This window comes from Pseudoxanthomonas sp. CF125 (assembly GCF_900104085.1).
Taxonomy (GTDB): domain Bacteria; phylum Pseudomonadota; class Gammaproteobacteria; order Xanthomonadales; family Xanthomonadaceae; genus Pseudoxanthomonas_A.
Map to the genome: position 1 here is coordinate 504,927 of NZ_FNLD01000003.1, position 19,052 is coordinate 523,978.

The following is a 19,052-nucleotide window of genomic DNA, read 5'->3' on the forward strand; positions in this document are numbered from 1 at the left end:
ATCGTCATGCGCGGGTAGGTCGGGGCTACGCCCCCGACGCACGGGGACCCCTCCCACTGCGCGCGTCGGGGACGTAGCCCCGACCTACCCGCTGTCCACGATTTCGCGGCACATGCGCGCCAGCTGCGGTACGCAGGAACCGCAAACGCTGCCGCAACCCAAGCTTTTTTTCAGTTCGTCCACGCCGGCGCCCTGAGCGATGGCGGCGCGGATGGGGGACTCCCTGACCTGCATGCATTGGCAAACCAGCGCATCGCGCGCACCGCCCGGCAGACGCTGGGTGAACACCGTCAAGCGCGAACCGGTCCATGCCGTTCCGGCCAGAGCGATGTCCAGCAAGGCTTCGTTGCTTGGGTCGCGCTGGCCGCCGGCCAACAGCAGTCCTTCGATCCGGTCGTTGTGCGCATCGCATCCCCAGCCGACCCGCTTGAGCAGGCCGCGGCGCGCGTCGTGGTACTCCAGCACGTGTTCGCCCGGCTGCAGCCGCAACACTTCGGCCAGACGCTGCAACCATTGCGGCGGCACGGTCTCGTCGGCGGCGCGCAACACCAGCCAGGCTTGGCCCGAAGCCGGATCGGCATCGGCGCGCAGGGTGAGGGAAGCGAACGCGCATTCGCGCAGCAGCGGCTGCACCGCGATCTGCAATGCAAGCGCATCGCCGCGGCGCGCGGCCAGCAGGTTCCAACCGAAAGCCGCTTTCTCCACCCGCACCGCCGCGTGCTTGAGTTCGGGCTGGAACGATTTGGGATCGACCGCACCGTTGCTGACTTCGTTGATGCCGCCGCTGGCCAGGAACTGCCCGCTCCAGTGCATCGCGGCGAACACCGTGCCCGAACCCACCTCGTCGGACACCGCGAGCGGCAGCAGCAACTCGCCGCGCTTGCTGGTCACGCGCACCAGATCGCCGGCGCTCAAGCCGCGGCGCGCGGCATCGTCCGGATGCATGCTCAGCTCCGGCTCCGGCGCGTGCGCGAACAGTCCCGGCACACGGCCGCTGCGGCTCATGCCATGCCATTGGTCGCGCAGGCGGCCGGTCAGCAGGCGCAGCGGATAACGCGCCGAAATCGGCTCGGCCACCGGTTTGTAGGGGGTGATATGGAAACGCGCGCGGCCATCGGCGGTGGCGAACACGCCGTCGCCGTAGCGCCGCGCCTGGCCTTCGCTCGCGCCCGCCGGAAACGGCCATTGCTGCGGTCCCTGGGTTTCCAGCAACGCATAGTCGAGGCCGCCGATGTCGAGGTCGCGTCCTACGGTCAGGCGGCGATGTTCGTCGAACACCGCTTCGGTGCCGGCAAACTCGAACAACGGCGTGGCGCCCGGCGGCGCCAAGCGCGCCTCGATGCGCCGCGCTATTTCTTTTGCGATCCACCAGTCCGGTTTGGCTTGGCCCGGCGCGGGCAGTGCGGCGCGCACCCGCGAGATGCGGCGTTCGGAATTGGTCACCGTGCCTTCTTTCTCGCTCCAGCTGGTCGCCGGCAGCAGCACGTCGGCATAAGGCACGGTGTCGGTGTTGAGGAAGGCTTCCTGCACCACTACGAACTCGGCCTTGCCCAGCGCCTCGCGCACCAGGTTGATGTCGGGCATCGAGTGCACCGGATTGGTACAGGCGATCCACACCGCCTTGACCTTGCCGCTGCGCAAGGCTTCGAACAGCGCCACTGCCGGTAGTCCGGGACGATCGGACAGAGTTTGCGCGGGCAGGTTCCACAAGCGTTCGAGTTCGGCGCGATGCGTGGGATCGGCGATCTCGCGATGCGCCGCCAGCATGGTCGCCATGCCGCCGACTTCGCGCCCACCCATCGCATTGGGCTGTCCGGTCAGCGAGAACGGTCCGGCCCCGGGTTTGCCGATCTGCGCGGTGGCCAGATGCAGCTGGATCAACGCCAGGTTCTTGTCGGTGCCGTGGCTGGACTGGTTCAGGCCCATGCAGTACAGCGACAGCGCAGCCGGGCTGCGGCCGAACCATTCGGCAGCCTGGACGATGTCTTCGGCCGGCACTCCGCACAGATCGGCGACGAAACGCGGTGTGTATTCGCGAAGCATCCGTTTGAGCGGTTGGAAGCCTTCGGTGTGCGCGTCGATGTAGTCGGCGTCGATCAACCCTTCCCAGATCAGGTGATGCAGCATGCCGTTGAACAGGGCCACGTCGGTGCCCGGCTGTAAGGCCAGATGCAGGTCGGCCATGGCGGCGGTGTCGGTGCGGCGCGGATCGATCACGATCCACTTGGTTTCCGGATGCGCCTCGCGCGCGGCTTCCAGGCGGCGGAACAACACCGGATGCGCATAGGCCATGTTGCTGCCGGCGAATAGCACGGTGCGCGCCTGCTCCAGATCGTCGTAGCAGGTCGGCGGACCATCGGCGCCCAGCGCCAGCTTGTAACCGGAGACCGCGCTGGACATGCACAGGCGCGAATTGGTGTCGATATTGTTGGTGCCGATCAGGCCCTTGGCGAGTTTGTTGAAGACGTAGTAGTCCTCGGTCAGCAACTGTCCCGACAGGTAGAACGCCACCGAGTCCGGGCCGTGTTCGGCGATGATGCCGGCGAAACGCTCGGCCACCGTGTCCAGCGCTACGCCCCAGTCCACCTCGCGGCGCGCATCGCCGCGCAGGCGGCGCAGTTGCGGGACCAGCGCGCGGCCGGTCGTCTCGCGCGTGGTCTGCGGCAGGTTGAGGCCCTTGGTGCACAGACGGCCGAAATTGGCCGGATGCTCCGGGTCGCCGGCGATGCCGGTGATGCGGCTGCCGTGCGTATCGTGTTCGGCGTCGATCAGCACGCCGCAACCCACTCCGCAGTAGCAACAGGTGGAACGCGTGCGCGTACGCCGCAGCGGTGCGGTGGAAGACGGCGTGAGTGTGCGCGTGTCGCCGTCCATCGTCCGGTTCAGGTCAAGCCGCGAAGCGGCTTCGGATCGAATGAATCGTCGGGCGCCGACCCGGCGATATCCAGGGTCATGAACACGCTGTTGGGATCTGGCCTGTAGTTGCCGAAAGGCGGGCACGGAGTAAAACCAAAGGATGCGTACAAACGCCGCGCGGCCTCGAAGAACTCCATTGAACCCGTCTCCAGGCTCAGTTTCGAGTAGCCACGGGCCGTCGCTTCTTGAATGAGGTGCCGCAGCATTTTCGATGCCACCCCTCGTCGCAGATGCGAGGTGGCGGTGCGCATGGATTTGATCTCGGCGTGCGACTCCGTCATGTGCTTGAGCGCGCCGAACCCGGCCAGCGCTGGACCCTCCCAGACGCTCCAGAAAGTGATGGCGGGGTCGCGCAGGCCAGTCAGGTCCAGGGCATGGCGACTTTCCGCAGGGGCGGTGTGCGCCATGGAGCCCAGGTGTTCCCGGAGCAACGCAAGAACCTCCGGACCCTCCAGGTTGTCGAGCCGAATGTCCAGACTGCTCTCCACTGGTGTCGATGTGGCCGATAACGAGTGGCTGCGATCCACGTCGGAATTGGTGTTGGCTTTGACGGATGTCAGCCCCAGCGAAAGCCACACCACCCCGTCCTCCACCCGCACCGGATAGGTCGCCACGCAACCCACGTCCGGCGCGCGCGCCTCGCCGCTCTCCAGACTCAGATTCCAGCTGTGCAACGGACAGGTCACCGTCTCCCCGGCGACGATGCCCTGCGACAGCGGTCCGCCTTTGTGCGGACAACGATCGCGCAGGGCGAACACCTTGCCGCTGGCGGTGCGGAACAGCGCGATGTTGTCGCCGCCTACCCTTTCCAGCACGCGCGCGCCGAGCACGGGAATGTCGTCGATTCTGCACACTTCGATCCAGTCGGGTGCGGCCGTGCTTGCGGCGGACATGCTTGATGCGGGCATGCTCGATGCGGACATGGCTCAGGCCTCCACCGGGTCGGCCAACATTTTCAACTTGAGCGGCTGGAACTCGTGTTTCTGCGCGCCAGCGACGCGCGCGGCCCACGGATCGGACAGCCCTTCCAGCGCGAACAGCAGGCGTTCGTGCAATGCCCTGCGGTTGTCGGCGTCGTCGACCACGCGCTGGCGGATGTAGTCCAGCCCGACCCGGGCGATGTAATGCACGGTGCGGTCCAGGTAATAGGCTTCCTCGCGGTACAGCTGCAGGAACGCGCCGGTGTATTCGCGCACCTCGTCGCTGGTCTTCACCTTGACCAGGAACTGCGCCACTTCGGTCTTGATGCCGCCGTTGCCGCCGACATGGATTTCCCAACCCGAATCCACCGCGATGATGCCTACGTCCTTGATGCCCGACTCGGCGCAGTTGCGCGGGCAGCCGGACACCGCCAGCTTCACTTTGTGCGGACTCCACATGTTGGCCAGCATGGTTTCCAGGTCGATGCCCATCTGCGTGCTGTTCTGGGTGCCGAAACGGCAGAACTCGCTGCCCACGCAGGTCTTCACCGTGCGGATGGATTTGCCGTAGGCGTGCCCGGACTGCATGCCCAGGTCCTTCCACACCTCCACCAGGTCTTCCTTCTTTATTCCCAGCAGGTCGATGCGCTGGCCGCCGGTGACCTTGAGCATCGGCACCGCGTACTTGTCGGCGACATCGGCGATCCGGCGCAGTTCGGAGGCGTTGGTCACGCCGCCTTTCATCTGCGGGATCACCGAGAAGGTGCCGTCCTTCTGGATGTTGGCGTGCGCGCGCTCGTTGATGAAGCGCGATTGCGGATCGTCCACCGCTTCGCGCGGCCAGGTCGATAGCAAGTAGTAGTTGATCGCCGGACGGCAGGTCGCGCAGCCGTTGGGCGTACGCCATTCCAGGAAGTCGTACACCTCGCGGTGGGTCAGCAGGTGATGTTCGCGGATCGCCTTGCGCACTTCGCCGTGCGCGTAGCCGGTGCATTCGCACACCGCCTTGGTCTTGGGGGTCTGCTGGAAACTGGAGCCCAGCGTGTTCATCAGGATCTGCTCGACCAGGCCGGTGCACGAGCCGCACGAACTGGACGCCTTGGTGTGCTTCTTCACTTCGTCCAGGGTGAACAGACCGCTGCCAGTGATCGCCTTTACAATCGTGCCTTTGCACACGCCGTTGCAGCCGCAGACCTCGTCGCTGTCCTGCATGCTCATCGCCCTACTCTGCCCGGAATGGCCGGCATCGCCGATCGCGCTTTCGCCGAACATCAGCTGGTCGCGCAGATCGTCGATCTTGCGGCCGTCCTTGAGCAGCTTGAAATACCAGCCGCCGTCGGTGGTGTCGCCGTACAGGCAGGCACCGACCAGTTTTTCGTCCTGGATCACCAGTTTCTTGTAGACGCCACCGGCCGGGTCGGACAGCACGATTTCCTCGGTGCCTTCGCCGCCCATGAAATTGCCGGCGGAAAACAGATCGATGCCGGTGACCTTGAGCTTGGTCGAAGACACCGAACCCTGATAGATGCCGATGCCGTAATGGGCCAGATGGTTGGCGCAGATCTTGGCCTGCTCGAACAACGGCGCGACCAGTCCGTAAGCGATGCCACGGTGGCTGGCGCATTCGCCCACCGCGTACACGCGCGGGTCGTAGGTCTGCAGACCGTCGCTGACCACGATGCCGCGGTTGCAATACAGCCCCGCCTCCTGCGCCAGCTGCGTGTTGGGGCGGATGCCGGCGGCCATCACCACCAGATCCGCCGGCTGCTCGCTGCCGTCGGAAAAGCGCACTCCGATCACTTCGCCGGCTTCGTTGCCGAGAATTTCGGTAGTGGAGGTGTTGAGGCGGAATGCGAGGCCGCGTTCGCTCAGCGATTTCTCCAGCAACCCGGCAGCGACCGGATCCAGCTGGCGTTCCAGCAGCCAGCCGGCCAGATGCACGACGGTCACTTCCATGCCGCGCAACTTCAGACCGTTGGCGGCCTCCAAACCCAGCAAGCCGCCGCCGATCACCACCGCATGGCGCTTGACCTTGGCGGTGTCGATCATGGTCTGGGTATCGAAGATGTCGCGGTAGCTAATGACGCCTTTCAGATCCTTGCCCGGCACCGGCAGGATGAAAGGCAGCGAACCGGTGGCCAGCAGCAGGCGGTCGTATTCGGCTTCGGTGCCGTCGGCGGCGATTACCCGGCGCCGCACGCGGTCGATGCGGGTGACTTCCTTGCCCAGGTGCAGGCGGATGCCGTTGTCGGCGTACCAGTCCAGCGAATTGAGCACGATGTGCTCGAATTCCTGCTCGCCGGCCAGCACCGGCGAGAGCAGGATACGGTTGTAGTTGGGATGCGGTTCGGCGCCGAATACGGTGACGTCGTACATGTCCGGCACCAGCTTGAACAATTCCTCCAGCGTGCGGATGCCGGCCATCCCGTTGCCGACAACGACGAGCCTGGGCTTTTTCATCGGTGCTCCCATGAGTTGTTCCTCAGACTCTCGCGGCGCCGGCGGCCCATTGGCTGCGCCAGTGATGCTTGATCCCGCGCAAGCTGACCCAGGCCAGCAGGGCCACGCCTGCGAACAGCCACAAACCCAGCGCATAACTGCCGGTGTGCTGCTTGACCACGCCCAATCCCGCCGCCAGCAGGAAACCGCCGATGCCGCCGGCCATGCCGATCAAACCGGTCATCACGCCGATCTCGGAACCGAAGCGCTGCGGCACCAGCTGGAACACCGCGCCGTTGCCCGCGCCCAGGCACAACATGGTCAGCACGAACAGCATCACCGTGCCGACGGGTCCGCCCAGACCGAAGCCCGCCACCGCCACCAGCGCCGCTGCGGCCATGTAGATCATCAGCAGGCTGCGCGTGCCGCCGATGCGGTCGGCGATGACTCCACCCACCGGCCGCATCACCGAACCGGCCAGCACGCACGCGGCGGTGGCCCAGCCGGCGATCTTGGAATCGAAACCGAACTGGTCGTGGAAGTAGCCCGGCAAGGCGCTGGCGAAACCGGCGAAACCACCGAAGGTGATCGCATAGAACAGCATGAACCACCACGAGTCGCGGTTTCCCACCAGGACCTTGCCGTAGTCGCGCAGGGTCTTGCGTTGCACCGGCAAGGGCGCGTCGCGGGCGTACACGGCGAATACCAGCAGCACTGCAAGCAACGGCAGACAGGCCAGGCCAAACACGTTGTGCCAGCCGAAGGCGATCGCCAGCACTGGTGCGAACAGCGCGGCCAATACCGTGCCCGAATTGCCGGCGCCGGCGATCCCCATCGCGGTGCCCTGATGCTCCGGCGGATACCAGCGCGACGCCAAGGGCAGGGCGATGGCGAACGAACCGCCGGCTACGCCCAGGAACGCACCGAGCAGCAGCACCTGGCCGAAGCTGTGCACGCCCAGCCGCCAGGCCGCCAGCAGCGCCGCGATCACGATCGCCTGCGCGATCAGACCCGCGCGGCGCGCGCCGATGCGGTCAGCCGCCATGCCCATGAACAAACGCAGCACCGCACCGCACAGGATCGGCACGGCCACCATCAGCGCGCGCTGCTGGGTATCCAGATGCAGCGCCGTGGCGATGGGCACCTGCAACGGCCCCAGCAGGTACCAGACCATGAAACTCAAATCGAAATACAGGAACGCCGACAACAAGGTGGGGGTATGACCGGCCTGCCAGAACGAGCGATTCATCTGCGATGGCTCCTTGCGGGCCGTGGAGCGGCTCCGCAGTCGATGGGGTCCGGTAGGGCGTCTACCGGCCGGGCAAAAAAAACGGCGTGCTTCCAGCTTTCGCTGGAAGACGCCGTTGTCTGTGCGGAAAGCGGGCCGCCGTTGGCCTCTTTCCGATATGTGGGGTGCCGACACTTCGTTGTGCCGTCATGGGAAACAAGAGCAATCGCCGTGCCAACATTTCGCGTTATCGCGAAATTCTCAGTAATCGCTATTCAATCAATGAGTTGAGCGGCCATTGGTGCGAATCGGGAGGTTCGCTCTGCTCCCTTCGGCAGACGTTACGCACGCATGCGGTGCTAACCGCTGTGCAACTGCACAGTTATTGTGCGGCGCAGCAGCCACGGCGGTTCCAGGTGCGCGATCGATGCCAATGCAGGCGATGCGTTTTTGCTTCCCCCTTTGAAAAAGGGGGATTGAAGGGGGATTTGCTTTGGCTCTAAAGCAAGATCAAGAGCAAATCCCCCATAGCCCCCTTTGAAAAAGGGGGCAAAACAACTGCAATGCGCAGACATGCCATGGTCGTGAACAGCGGGGAGATAGGGTTTCCGTGTGTCGGGGGCGTAGCCCCGACCTACTGCGGATGGCGAATGCATCTGCATAGGCCTGCGCAGCAGTCACGGTGGTTCCAGGCGTGCGATCGATGCCAATGCAGGCGATGCGTTTTTGCTTCCCCCCTTTGAAAAAGGGGGATTGAGGGGGATTTGCTCTGGCTCTAAAGCAGGATCAAGAGCAAATCCCCCGTAGTCCCCTTTGAAAAGGGGACAGAACAACTGCAATGCGCAGACATGCCATGGTCGTGAACAACGGGGAGGTAGGGTTTCCATGCGTCGGGGGCGTAGCCCCGACCTACTCGCGGATGGCGAATGCGTCCGCATAGGCCTGCGCAGCATGCCCGTCCCAGACGATGCCATCGCACAGCACGCTGCGGCGACTCTCCGCTGCCGGCACCTGCACCGCCACGCTGGCGGCCGCTTCCCGATAGCGCGCGGTGCCGTGCACTTCGGCTACCTGCCGCGCCCAGTCCGATTCGGTGCGGTCCTGCGCCAGCCAACCCCAGCGGCGGAACTGGCTGAGGAACCACAGGCCATCGGACAAATAGGGGAAGTTCACCGCACCGCCGTCGTGAAACGACAAGCGTGGAATACCCGTTGCATCGTCCGCGCTCAGGCAGGTGGAGATCTGCTCCACCGGCAGCCCGATCACCTCCGGCTCGGCCAACCAGAGCGCCGCCTGATTGCGATTGCCGGGTTCGTCCAGCCAGCGGCAGGCCTCCAGCAAGGTCGCGGTCAACGCCACTGCCGTCTCCGGTTCCTGAGTGGCGAAATCGCGACGGCAGGCCAGGACTTTCTCCGGATGGTCGGGCCAGATCTCGCCACTGGCCACCACCCGGCGGCCCACCTGCAAGGTTTCCGCCTGTTGCGCCCAAGGCTCACCGGCGCAGTAGCCGTCCAGTTCGCCACGGGCCAGCGCGTCGGCCATCTGCGGCGGCGGCATGGCCACGCTGCGGATCGCGTGCAGCGGGGACACGCCCTGGGCCGCCAGCCAGTAGTACAGCCACATCGCATGGGTACCGGTGGGAAAGGTCTGCGCCAACACCGGCGGCCGCTGCAAATCGGCAAAAGCTTCGACCAGCGGCCGACCGGCATCCAACGCCTGCGCCAACCGATGCGACAGCACGATCCCCTGCCCATTGCGGTTGAGAGTCAGCAGGATCGACAGATCGGCCTGCACACCGCCGATGCCCGATTGCACGCCGTGCACCAAACCGGTCAGGGCATGGGCCGCATCCAGTTCGCCCGTCAGCAATTTGTCGCGGATCGCCGCCCACGAAGCCTGACGATGCAATTGCAGATGCAGGCCATGCTTGCGGTCCAGCCGCAGCCGCACGGCGGCCACCAGTGGTGCGCAATCGATCAGCGGCATGAAGCCCAATCGCAGCGGACGCTGGCCGGTGTTGCCGTCGGAGTGGTTGAGGGTCATGCAGGCGTCATCCCAGTAAGTCGGCCATGGCAATGATCTGGCGGGCGATGTCCACCAGCTTCTGGCCTTGCCGCATGGCCAGCTGGCGCATGCTGGCGTAGGCCTCGGCCTCGCTCATGCCGCGCTTCTCGACCAGCAGGCCTTTGGCGCGATCGATCAATTTGCGGTCGGCCAGCTGTTGCTGCACTTCGCTCAACTGGCGACGGACATGCGCTTGTTGTTCGAACCGGGCCAGCGCCACCTGCAGGATCGGCGCCATCCTCGCAGGGGTCAGGCCGTCCACCACATAGGCAGTCACCCCGGCGGCGACCACGTCCCGGATCAGGCGGTCGTCGCCGTCGGCGGAAAACATCACCACGGGGCGCGGCGCATGGCGGTGCATAACCGCCAGTTGCTCCAGCGTGTCGCGGGAAGGCGAATCCACATCGATGATCACCGCGTCGGGCTGTTGCGATTCCACCGCCTTGAGCAGCGCATCGGCGGCGGCGACCTCTTCCAACACCTCGTAGCCGGCCGCCTGCAATGCCGCCCGCAGCTCGCCGATCGGCTTTTCGGTATCGTTGACCAGCAGGACACGCAACATGACGGGCGGAAGGCTAGCCAGAGGAGTCCACTTCATGTTGCCATGCAACATGACCGCTGGCGAGCCATCCCTTCAGCTGCCCTTTTCTGGAATCCGCATGTCCCCCTCTCCGCTGTTTCCCCTGTTCGCCGATCTGCACGGCCGCGAAGTGCTGGTGGTCGGCGGCGGCGAGGTCGCCGCGCGCAAGATCGAAGCGCTGTTGCAGGCCGGCGCGCAGGTGCGGGTGCATGCGCACGCGCTGAACGACACGCTGGCGCAGTGGCTGAAGCAAGGTCGCGTGCATCGGCTCGAAGGCGCGTTCGATCCCGCCTGGCTGGACCACGTCTGGCTGCTGGTGGCGGCCACCGACGACCGCGCCTTCAATGCCGAACTGGCGCGCGAAGCCGGCGCGCGCCGGCTGCTGGCCAATGTGGTCGACGATGCCGAGCTGTCCACCTTCCAGATTCCCGCCATCGTCGACCGTGCTCCGCTGCTGCTGGCGATTTCTTCCGGTGGCGCGGCGCCCATGCTGGCCCGGCGGCTACGCGAGCAATTTGAAACCTTACTGGATCATTCGCTGGGCGAGTTCGCCAGCCTGTTCGCCCGCCATCGCGCCGCGATCCGCTGCCGCTTGCCGCAACTTGCGCTGCGCCGGCGCTGGTTCGAGCAAGTGATGGACGGTCCGGTGCCCGTGCTGCTGCAGGCGGGACAACGGGAATCGGCCGAACAGGCGTTCCTGGCGGCGCTGGACAGCAGCGGGGAGGTCGCCGCCGCCGGCAGCGTATTGCTGGTGGATGCCGGCACTGGCGATCCCGGCCTGGTGACGCTGAAAGGATTGCGTGCGCTGAACCGCGCTGACCTGCTGGTTTGCGATAGCCAGTCGCACCCCGCCATCGTGGCGCTGGCCCGCCGCGATGCGTCGCATCTGCCCTTGCCGAGCGATGACGATGCATTGCTGGCGCTGCTGCTGGAGCACGCGCAATCCGGCCAGTGCGTGGTGTGCCTGAAATCCGGCAATACCTTCCAGACCGCGACTGGCGATCTTCTCGCGCAGCGGCTCAGCCAACATGGCATCGCATGCGAGGTGATCCCAGGAGTGGGTGCTTAGGTAAGGTTTGAACCAACCTTGTCCTGTCATCCCGAGCGCAGCGAGGGATGACATTGGAGTTGTTCGGAGGGTCCTTAGCGAGCAAACCGGCAAGCGGCGGCGCAGCGCGTCCGCAAACAACTTCGCTCAGCGAATTGCCTCAACGTGGCGGATAGCCCGCCCCGCGATCGAAGTAGGGATACGGATAGGGGCCGCCGAAACCCGGGCCGTCGCTTTGCTCGACGCGGATCTGCAGGTTGAACGCGTTGGGGCGTTCGCCATCGCCGAAGGATTTGCTGACGTTGACCTCGGCCGCGTTGTAATGCGAAGTGCCGTAGCCCTTGGTATGGCCGATGCCCGTGGTGAAACTGCCCCAGACCTTGGCCGTGCCGTCGTCCTCGACGACGGGTTCGTCCCACGCGCGCCTGGATGGCCTGCCGCTGGTGTCGCCGTAATACGTGCCCGGCGGATCGCTCTTGGCCGGCGCATCGGTTGCCGCAGGCGCAGCAGCTGGCTCGGGAACGCGCAGATCGAGTGGAGTGTCGGCGCTTTGGGCGACGGCGACGCCAGTCGCGGCCATGGCCATGCACAACAAGACGAATCGTTTCATGGGGCGCCTGCGAAGGGGAGGAAGACCGCCTGGAAAACGGAACCCGTAGCTTCCGCTTTCATGCCGTCTCACAGTAACCGGGCCTGCTTGAACGCAAGCCACACCGACGGAAAAACGACTGTCGTCCCCGCGAAGGCGGGGACCCAGCGACTTTAAGCTTTTCAAGAAAAAACGCTCGGTCGCAGTACGAACCGCACTGGCTCCCCGCCTTCGCGGGGACGACGAGTTTGTTTCAGGGCGTGGTCGGCGTGGGCGGCGGTGCGGGCTTCGGAATTTCCGCTTTGGCGGCGCGTCCCGAACCGATGATCGCTTCGGCGCGCATCTCCACCGGCGCACCGGCCGAGAACAACGCCGTGGTGCCCACCGCCGTCCATGCCGGATAGTGGTCCTTGAAGAATTCACGATGCACTTTCAGCACAGGCTCGACGCGGCGGCGGAAATCTTCGTGATCGGTCGAAACGTGGAAGCTGGTCAGTTCCACCACGTCCTCCATGCTGGCCCCGGCCGACTCCAGGTGCAGCTTGAGCTGTTCGAACATCCAGCGGATCTTGGCTTCGTCGGTGTCGCCTTCAGCGGCCGGGATTCCCGACACGATCACCCGATCGCCTATCTTGACCACCGGCGTGTAGTGCAACTGGTGGTAGGAACCTTCCCAGCCCGCGGGCGCCAGATGTTCGCGCGACGCGTCTTCTGCAGCCATCGAGGAATGGGCAAGCGCAGCCAGCAAGCAACCGATCAGGATTTTCGCCATGGGAATCTCCGACAGGAAAAAGAGCGGCTAGGGTATTACGGCCTCCGCGGCGCGGCTTTGCATCACGTGGTGGATGGCGATCCCCGCGAACACCGCCGCGCCCACCCAGTTGTTGTGCAGGAACGCGCGGAAGCAGGCTTCGCGTTCGCGATGGCGGGCGATGAGGAATTCGTAGGCCACCAGCACGGCCGCCACGCCCAGCGCGGCCCAGTAGTACAGGCCCAGCTGCGCCTGCCGGCCCACCATCCACAACGCGGCGAACATCAACGCATACAGCACCGCCTGCGCGATCAGGTCCATTTCGCCGAACAGGATGGCGGTGGATTTGGAACCGGCGCGGATGTCCTCGTCGCGGTCCACCATGGCATACCAGGTGTCGTAGGCCGTGGCCCAGAGGATGTTGGCGAAGTACAGCACCCACGCCACCGGCGGCACGCTTCCCTGCACTGCGGCGAACGCCATCGGGATGCCCCAGCCGAAGGCCAGTCCCAGATAGACCTGCGGCAGATAGGTGTAGCGCTTGAGATAGGGATAGCTGGCCGCCAGGAACAGACCGACGACGCTGAGATAGATGGTCAGCCGGTTCAGCGTAAGCGCCAGCGCGAAGGCGGCGATCATCAGCACCGCGAACACCAGCAGGGCCTCGCGTCCCGACACCGCACCGGTGGCCAGCGGGCGCCCGCGCGTGCGTTCGACCTGCGGGTCCAGCCAGCGGTCGGCGTAGTCGTTGATCACGCAGCCGGCCGAACGCGTCAGCCATACCCCGGCGGTGAACACGAACAGCGTCCACAGCGACGGCACGCCCGCCGAAGCGATCCACAACGCCCACCAGGTCGGCCACAGCAACAGCAGCACGCCGATCGGGCGGTCGCCGCGCACCAGTTTCCAGTATTGGCCCAGCCGCTCGCGCCAGCGGGGCTGGCCTGCGGATTGAAAACGTTCGTAACCCATGCCGCCAGCCTAGCAGGCCGGTCCCCATGCGAAAAAGACGCTGCGCCGGTTTGCGGTAGAATGCGCGTCCCGTGCGCCCGTAGCTCAGCCGGATAGAGTAGTGGCTTCCGAAGCCATTGGTCGGGGGTTCGAATCCCTCCGGGCGCGCCATCTTTCAGCTCTTCAGCGGGTAGTGGCCAGCCAATCACTTGATGAGAGCATTCTCATTATCTAGTGGTTGTTGGCTAGCCTGTCTCAGGCCACTCTTATAAACCAATAACTTAGTGGCTTGACCTAGCGCTGTTCGAGGGAGTTGGTGCCCACGTGCGGTCGGCTGGCCGGCCGTCGCCGCGTCCGGATATGCAGAGCTGTCGGCAGTAGGCGCGAGAGTCGGGAATTTCGGGAATGCGCTGCAGGACCGTCCAGGTCAATCTAATCGCCTGTTGGCAACGGAGCTTCGGCGTCAACCAGGCCAATGCTGCGAAGATCACGCCAGAATCCAGATGGCACTGCTTCGAGCAGCGCGGCGCGATCCTCGGCAATGCGCTCAGGCTTGCTGGCGCCCGGGATTACCCCCGCCACCGCCGGATGCGCCAGTGAAAAATGAAGACCTGCAGCCTTCATGCTGATCCCGTATCCGTCGGCCAGCGCCTTGATGCGCGCGACTTTGTCCAAAATTACCGGCGTCGCTGGCGAATACTCGAAATTCGGACCGCCCACCAACGCCCCAGAGCTGTAAGGGCCGCCTACCACGATATCCAGCCCGCGTTCCGCCACCTTCGGCATGACGCGCTGCAGTGCACGCGAATGATCCAAAAGGGTGTACCGGCCAGCGAGCAGGAAGCCATCCGGGCGAGGCTCGTCCAGGTCGAGCAAGAGTTCGATAGGCTCGACGCGATTTACACCTAGCCCCCACGCTTTGATGACGCCCTCCTCTCGGAGACTATGAAGAGCCCTGAATGCTCCTTTGCGTGCTGTTTCGAATACAGCCAGCCATTCATCACCATAGAAGTCCTGCGCGACATCGTGGACCCAAACTATATCGATGCGATCCGTCCTAAGCCGCTTCAGGCTGTCATTGAGTGAACGAAGCGTTGCGTCGTACGAGTAGTCGTTGACAATCTTGTTTGGCAGGCCGTACTTGAATACATCGCCCTTCTCCCCGAGATCGCGAGCACCGATGTCCTCTACTTCGTCCAGGATCAGGCGGCCTACCTTGGTACTGATTACATACGTATCTCGCGGTTTTCCCGCCAGCGCCTCACCCATTCGGATCTCCGCAAGTCCTGCTCCATAGAATGGTGCGTTGTCGAAGTACCGGATGCCATCCGCCCAAGCCGCCGAAACAGTTGCCTGAGCCTCCGTCTCTGGAATGTCGCGAAACATGTTGCCGAGCGGGGCAGTGCCGAAACCTAGCTTTCCGGGCAGAAGCTCTTTCAATGACATATCGAGTCCCTCTATCTGCAGTTGAAGAATCAACTGGCCGATTTACATTGCACAACACACTGAGATGACTGTTGGCTTTTCGAATGCCATCGATCCAAGGGCGCTGTCACCCGCCTATTCCAAAGACGACACAGCGATCGATGCAGCTTCGGCAGCTTGCCGGATCAATGCGGCGACCGTTTCCGGCGCAGCAACATAGATTGCATGGCTCCCTGCCGAAACAAGAACGGTTGCGCTCGCTCGTCCGGCCATACCACGCTGGGCATCTGGAGGAATCATCCTATCGTCCTCTGTTACTAAGTACCAGCTTGGTTTGCTTTTCCAAGCGGGCGTTCCAACCCTCCCTTCAAAGGCCTGAACACCCCAAGGAACCTGAGAGTCGGCCATGAACTGGGCGACCTCACTCGGGACATCGGACGCAAATGCTGACGCAAACTTGGCTTTGTCCAGGGTTAAAAAGCCATCGGCGGACGGCACGATAGGCGGCCCTTGCACGCCGGCGGGGGCGTTGGCGATCAACGAGGAAACGGATTCGCCCTGATCGGGCGCGAAAGCCGCTATGTAGACCAGCGACGAAACCTTGGGATCGGATCCCGCCTCTGTAATAACCACTCCTCCGTAGGAATGTCCTACCAACACGACAGGCCCAGCAGCCCCTGCAATGGCCCGATTGGTCATGGCGACGTCGTCTGCAAGCGAGTTCGTTGGATTCTGGACCACTACGACTGGAAATCCTTCTTTTGTCAGGATGCGATGGACACCGGCCCAGCCGGAACCGTCTACGAATGCGCCATGCACCAAAATGATCGTCGGCCGGCTTGTGGAGGGAGCCGCGGGAATGGCCTCGGAGGCGGTCGCCATGGCCAGCGTTGCGAGAACAAATAGACAATTCATGACATCACTCCTGGCATGTAAACATCGGACTGGGATCTAACGACACCTGCTTCACGGCGAAGGCTCAGCTCGATTCCCCAGGATCTCCATTCGAATCGCCTTTACCCCGCCATCGGCGAGTTCCGGTAACCGGGCGAACCATGCCTGCACATGGGGCGTGGCGTTGTGGGCTTCGAAATCCGCTTGTGTCGCAAAGATCTCGTAAAAAACAAAGTGCCCAGGTGTCTCCCGATCTTCCTGCAGGAAATACAGCAAGTTGTTTGGTTCAGCGCGAACTTTCTCGACCAGAGGCAACGTAATCGCACGCAGTTCGTCTTCCTTCCCCGGCTTCGCGCGGACTTCCGCGACGACGGCGTATGCGTTGGATTGGATCACGTCGTAACGCGCCACATGGGAATCTGCCGCGAAAGCAGATGCAATCCCAAGTACAGCGATGACCAAGAGAGCATTGATCTGGATTGATAGCGAACGCTTCATGGCTCTACTCCTTGTAATTGACCTGAATATGGACACGGCTTGTGATCCGATGCTATGCGCTAGATACAAGACGCTTGCGGGCCTCAAGTGCGCCATCGAATACGCGCTTGACCGGACCTAATGCCTGAACGAACTCAAGTTGCTCGCCTTCACATCCTTTGCAATAGATCAGCCGCCAACCGTTCGACTTTCCTTCGGTGATGCCGTTGCTGTTTGCTTCGATCGGCGCGGATCGACGCTGCTCCTCCGATGTGACGGTGAGGACTCGATTAGCCCGGACATGGTTCATCCCGCGACGTGCTGACTCGGCTTCCAAGTCGGCGATGAACTGATTGAAGTCGACCTCATCCCGGATATGGAAGCAGATGTGCATCATTCTGGGAAAAGCAGGACTCATATGATCGAGCGGTTCCGCGAACGCATTTCCGCTGCCGGCAGGCTGTTCCGAATCCCGGTATTGCAGGAGCTCAATCACCACATTGTCGAACTGGACGAAGCGGACATCCAGGCGCTGCGCACCGCTCCTCAGATCTGGTATGCCCATGGTCAGCGGATTGACCTTACGCGCACGCGACTCGATCACTTGGTCGGTAAGCAACGTATTGTGGATACGCTCTCCATAGAAGTCCCCGTCACGCATCACCTCGGTACCACCGAGGACCTCGGTATAGAACTCGAAGGCTCGATCCATGTTCTGCACCGTAAGACCGAAATGCTGCACCCCTCTCAGGCGTCCTCCGATCGAGCCGAGGGCTCTGGCTGCGGCTCCTTTCACAGCGGGCCCCTGCGCGGCCAAGGCGGCGGGTATTGCCGAGGCGGCCAAGCCGCCAGCGATGGTGATTCCAGCTGCTTGCAGGACACTGCGCCTTTGGAGATCAGTGTCGTCGGGACCTGGCTCATGGATCATGGCTTTTTCTCCTTTTGAATGAACATGCGACGTGACTTCACGCATGGGTTGTGGGTTGCCTATCTAGCGTTTTTTCCAAAGCCTGATGGTCGCGATAGAGGCTTGGTTATAGCCTGGCGGGGATGTCTCTCCGCCGTATTGCGCACCGCTTGTCAGGGTGTTCGTGATCAAGAGACCGCCAATGTATGACGCAGGCAGGTCACTCAAAACGATCTGGCACCGGACGGGTATCAGCGCTTCTTCCGGGAAGTTCACCAAGAGCGCCTGACACTCGCCGCGGCCACGGAAAACCTTTGATCCCATGCGTATCTCGGCATGGAAGTTTTGCCTGGTTTTATCGCCTGTTGGCCCAAAGCAGCCGCGAAGCTCCGCAACCCTTAGATTGGCAGCGTCTACGATGAGGCCATCGGCAGGCCGCGATATAACGCTCCAGAACGAGAACCGTCGATCAGCATCGATCGGATACGGGTCAAATCCGACGGCGGAGGCCGTGCATCTTCCGTCTTGTACCTCTTGCCGGTCTCGGATGCTTCGAAGGACATAGATTTCCTCGAATCCTTCGTCATGTTCTGTTGGCGGCTCACTCTGTTCGGCATAGACAGGCAATGTGATGACGATACCGAAGATTAATGATGCCATCGAGATCCTTGATCCAAGAATCGGTGCGGCTCGATTTTGAACTGAAACATTCATCGTTGCCTCCAACCGATCGATGCGGCATGCAGGCTGTGTATGTAGAGTCGATCTATGGTTTCAGTTGCGCCGGTCGTCTCTGGATAGGCTCCGAGTGGATCCTGTAGGTCTTCGACAACGTGACCGTCTTCGTTGAAGGCGAAGACATGCCCGTAGGGGTTGCCAACTGGAAGCAAGGCTCGAGGCAGTCGCAGCAAAACCTTGCGGAGGAACGGCTTGTCAGAAAGCTCATCTGCTGCAGGATTGCGTGGCCTGAACAAGCCTAGCCAGATTCGACCGTCCCGGCCGCGCATCAGGTTGTCTGGATAGCCAGGAAGATTGTCCAGGAGGACCCGTGCCGAAGGGGATCCACTTGAGACATCAGTATCACGTGCGGACGCATCGATCTTCCAGACCCTATACCGGCCGGTCTCCGAGACAAATAGCGACCGTCCGTCTGCGGCCAATGCAATGCCGTTCGCGAATGACAGACCGTGCACCACCACGTGCGTGAATCCTGTTTTTGGATCGTAGGCAAGCACCCGGCCGCTCGCTGCCTGCTCCAGGATGTCGTACAAACTCGCCTCGTAAGTACCACCCCAATCTGCGGGCGAGAATCGCGTGGACGCATCGGTGAAGTAGATGATTCCGTCGGCAGCTACCACAACGGAATTGGCGTAGCGGATGGGATCGTTCGGGCCGACCTGATCCATGAGTACGCGCACGCGGCCTTCGTCGATGCTCAGCAACCCGCGCATGGCATCAGCGGCGATCATGTTCCCGCCAGCGTCGAAGTCAAATCCGAGCACACGCCCGCCGGTATTGGCGAAGACCTTGGCGTGACTAGCGTCGGGGTCCATGCGTAGGATGTTGCCACTGGTCATGGCGGCATACAGCTTGCCGTCCGGGCCTATCGCGAGGTGCTCGGGACCGTATTCCTCGCTTAGATCGACGGTATGCAGATTCGCCAATCGGGTGTTCTGCGCATAAACACCCACGTAGCCTTGCGCCAGTGGCGCTGCCCAGGCTCGCGGGTCCGCGGGCACCGGCCAAAAGCATAGATAACCCAACACCGCCAGGATGATTATCCCGATGCTCCACGCCACTTTTCGCTTGATGGACATCGGTTGATCGATTCCTGCGATGCAAGTAGCGCGAGCATGCCTCGGT

At 63.1% G+C, this 19,052-nt stretch carries 16 protein-coding genes, 1 tRNA gene and 1 pseudogene; 2 read left to right on the forward strand and 16 right to left on the reverse strand.

The annotated features are described in order from the left end of the window. Window positions 1–84 precede the first annotated feature (84 nt). The 7 genes and pseudogenes from BLR66_RS15780 to BLR66_RS15805 all read right to left on the reverse strand — a co-directional run bounded on the left by BLR66_RS15780 (window position 85) and on the right by BLR66_RS15805 (window position 10,126). Window positions 85–2,874, reverse strand: a complete 2,790-nt coding sequence (locus tag BLR66_RS15780) for a nitrate reductase (RefSeq protein WP_093289221.1) — start codon at window positions 2,872–2,874, stop codon at window positions 85–87. Between the two features lie 8 nt (window positions 2,875–2,882). Then, window positions 2,883–3,323: a GNAT family N-acetyltransferase gene (locus tag BLR66_RS19320; protein WP_255402761.1), complete on the reverse strand. Its 441-nt coding sequence runs from the start codon at window positions 3,321–3,323 to the stop codon at window positions 2,883–2,885. Window positions 3,324–3,479: 156 nt separating this feature from the next. Then, a pseudogene (nirD, locus tag BLR66_RS19325) lies at window positions 3,480–3,809 on the reverse strand (nitrite reductase small subunit NirD); the annotation flags it as partial. A 33-nt stretch (window positions 3,810–3,842) separates the two neighbouring features. After that, window positions 3,843–6,296 carry a nitrite reductase large subunit NirB gene (nirB, locus tag BLR66_RS15790; RefSeq protein WP_093289227.1) on the reverse strand — a complete coding sequence of 818 codons (2,454 nt, stop codon included), beginning with the start codon at window positions 6,294–6,296 and terminating at the stop codon, window positions 3,843–3,845. Window positions 6,297–6,318: 22 nt separating this feature from the next. Further along, window positions 6,319–7,485, reverse strand: a complete 1,167-nt coding sequence (locus tag BLR66_RS15795) for a nitrate/nitrite transporter (protein ID WP_176943950.1) — start codon at window positions 7,483–7,485, stop codon at window positions 6,319–6,321. A 927-nt stretch (window positions 7,486–8,412) separates the two neighbouring features. Then, on the reverse strand, window positions 8,413–9,546 hold the full coding sequence (locus tag BLR66_RS15800) for a CmpA/NrtA family ABC transporter substrate-binding protein (RefSeq protein ID WP_093289233.1): 1,134 nt from the start codon (window positions 9,544–9,546) through the stop codon (window positions 8,413–8,415). A 7-nt stretch (window positions 9,547–9,553) separates the two neighbouring features. Beyond that, on the reverse strand, window positions 9,554–10,126 hold the full coding sequence (locus BLR66_RS15805) for an ANTAR domain-containing response regulator (protein WP_176943951.1): 573 nt from the start codon (window positions 10,124–10,126) through the stop codon (window positions 9,554–9,556). A 100-nt stretch (window positions 10,127–10,226) separates the two neighbouring features. Here BLR66_RS15805 and BLR66_RS15810 point away from each other — a divergent pair, with 100 nt between their 5' ends. Further along, window positions 10,227–11,216 (forward strand): NAD(P)-dependent oxidoreductase, encoded by a 990-nt coding sequence (locus tag BLR66_RS15810; protein ID WP_093289236.1) that lies wholly within the window; start codon window positions 10,227–10,229, stop codon window positions 11,214–11,216. Window positions 11,217–11,355: 139 nt separating this feature from the next. On the opposite strand, the gene BLR66_RS15815 is transcribed toward BLR66_RS15810, so the two are convergent. The 3 genes from BLR66_RS15815 to ubiA form a co-directional block, all read right to left on the reverse strand. Beyond that, entirely contained in the window at window positions 11,356–11,805 is a 450-nt protein-coding gene (locus BLR66_RS15815; RefSeq protein ID WP_143014678.1) for a hypothetical protein, read from the reverse strand. Window positions 11,806–12,037: 232 nt separating this feature from the next. Then, complete coding sequence (locus BLR66_RS15820; protein WP_093289242.1) at window positions 12,038–12,556, reverse strand: Rid family hydrolase; 519 nt, start codon at window positions 12,554–12,556, stop codon at window positions 12,038–12,040. 27 nt (window positions 12,557–12,583) lie between these two features. Further along, the gene (gene ubiA, locus BLR66_RS15825; RefSeq protein ID WP_093289245.1) at window positions 12,584–13,507 is read right to left on the reverse strand and encodes a 4-hydroxybenzoate octaprenyltransferase; all 924 of its coding nucleotides are present in this window, start codon (window positions 13,505–13,507) and stop codon (window positions 12,584–12,586) included. Between the two features lie 73 nt (window positions 13,508–13,580). On the opposite strand from ubiA, the gene BLR66_RS15830 reads away from it, so the two are divergent. After that, window positions 13,581–13,657, forward strand: a tRNA-Arg gene (locus BLR66_RS15830). A gap of 261 nt (window positions 13,658–13,918) precedes the next feature. Here BLR66_RS15830 and BLR66_RS15835 read toward each other — a convergent pair. The 6 genes from BLR66_RS15835 to BLR66_RS15860 form a co-directional block, all read right to left on the reverse strand. Then, the gene (locus tag BLR66_RS15835; protein WP_255402699.1) at window positions 13,919–14,965 is read right to left on the reverse strand and encodes an aldo/keto reductase; all 1,047 of its coding nucleotides are present in this window, start codon (window positions 14,963–14,965) and stop codon (window positions 13,919–13,921) included. Between the two features lie 81 nt (window positions 14,966–15,046). Further along, window positions 15,047–15,826 carry an alpha/beta fold hydrolase gene (locus tag BLR66_RS15840; RefSeq protein WP_176943914.1) on the reverse strand — a complete coding sequence of 260 codons (780 nt, stop codon included), beginning with the start codon at window positions 15,824–15,826 and terminating at the stop codon, window positions 15,047–15,049. 51 nt (window positions 15,827–15,877) lie between these two features. Then, window positions 15,878–16,303, reverse strand: a complete 426-nt coding sequence (locus BLR66_RS15845; RefSeq protein ID WP_093289248.1) for a putative quinol monooxygenase — start codon at window positions 16,301–16,303, stop codon at window positions 15,878–15,880. A 52-nt stretch (window positions 16,304–16,355) separates the two neighbouring features. Beyond that, window positions 16,356–17,255, reverse strand: a complete 900-nt coding sequence (locus BLR66_RS15850; RefSeq protein WP_218119660.1) for a VOC family protein — start codon at window positions 17,253–17,255, stop codon at window positions 16,356–16,358. 18 nt (window positions 17,256–17,273) lie between these two features. After that, complete coding sequence (locus tag BLR66_RS15855; protein ID WP_143014679.1) at window positions 17,274–17,903, reverse strand: hypothetical protein; 630 nt, start codon at window positions 17,901–17,903, stop codon at window positions 17,274–17,276. After that, window positions 17,900–19,006, reverse strand: a complete 1,107-nt coding sequence (locus BLR66_RS15860; RefSeq protein ID WP_093289258.1) for an SMP-30/gluconolactonase/LRE family protein — start codon at window positions 19,004–19,006, stop codon at window positions 17,900–17,902. Before BLR66_RS15860 ends, BLR66_RS15855 begins: the two co-directional genes overlap by 4 nt. Window positions 19,007–19,052 lie beyond the last annotated feature (46 nt).

Coding starts and splice junctions, on each gene's coding strand:
- BLR66_RS15780 (WP_093289221.1), bottom strand. CDS start 2,874: ATGGACGGCGACACGCGCACACTCACGCCGTCTTCCACCGCACCGCTG.
- BLR66_RS19320 (WP_255402761.1), bottom strand. CDS start 3,323: ATGGCGCACACCGCCCCTGCGGAAAGTCGCCATGCCCTGGACCTGACT.
- nirB (WP_093289227.1), bottom strand. CDS start 6,296: ATGAAAAAGCCCAGGCTCGTCGTTGTCGGCAACGGGATGGCCGGCATC.
- BLR66_RS15800 (WP_093289233.1), bottom strand. CDS start 9,546: ATGACCCTCAACCACTCCGACGGCAACACCGGCCAGCGTCCGCTGCGA.
- BLR66_RS15810 (WP_093289236.1), top strand. CDS start 10,227: ATGTCCCCCTCTCCGCTGTTTCCCCTGTTCGCCGATCTGCACGGCCGC.
- BLR66_RS15815 (WP_143014678.1), bottom strand. CDS start 11,805: ATGAAACGATTCGTCTTGTTGTGCATGGCCATGGCCGCGACTGGCGTC.
- BLR66_RS15820 (WP_093289242.1), bottom strand. CDS start 12,556: ATGGCGAAAATCCTGATCGGTTGCTTGCTGGCTGCGCTTGCCCATTCC.
- ubiA (WP_093289245.1), bottom strand. CDS start 13,507: ATGGGTTACGAACGTTTTCAATCCGCAGGCCAGCCCCGCTGGCGCGAG.
- BLR66_RS15840 (WP_176943914.1), bottom strand. CDS start 15,826: ATGAATTGTCTATTTGTTCTCGCAACGCTGGCCATGGCGACCGCCTCC.
- BLR66_RS15845 (WP_093289248.1), bottom strand. CDS start 16,303: ATGAAGCGTTCGCTATCAATCCAGATCAATGCTCTCTTGGTCATCGCT.
- BLR66_RS15850 (WP_218119660.1), bottom strand. CDS start 17,255: ATGCGTGAAGTCACGTCGCATGTTCATTCAAAAGGAGAAAAAGCCATG.
- BLR66_RS15855 (WP_143014679.1), bottom strand. CDS start 17,903: ATGAATGTTTCAGTTCAAAATCGAGCCGCACCGATTCTTGGATCAAGG.
- BLR66_RS15860 (WP_093289258.1), bottom strand. CDS start 19,006: ATGTCCATCAAGCGAAAAGTGGCGTGGAGCATCGGGATAATCATCCTG.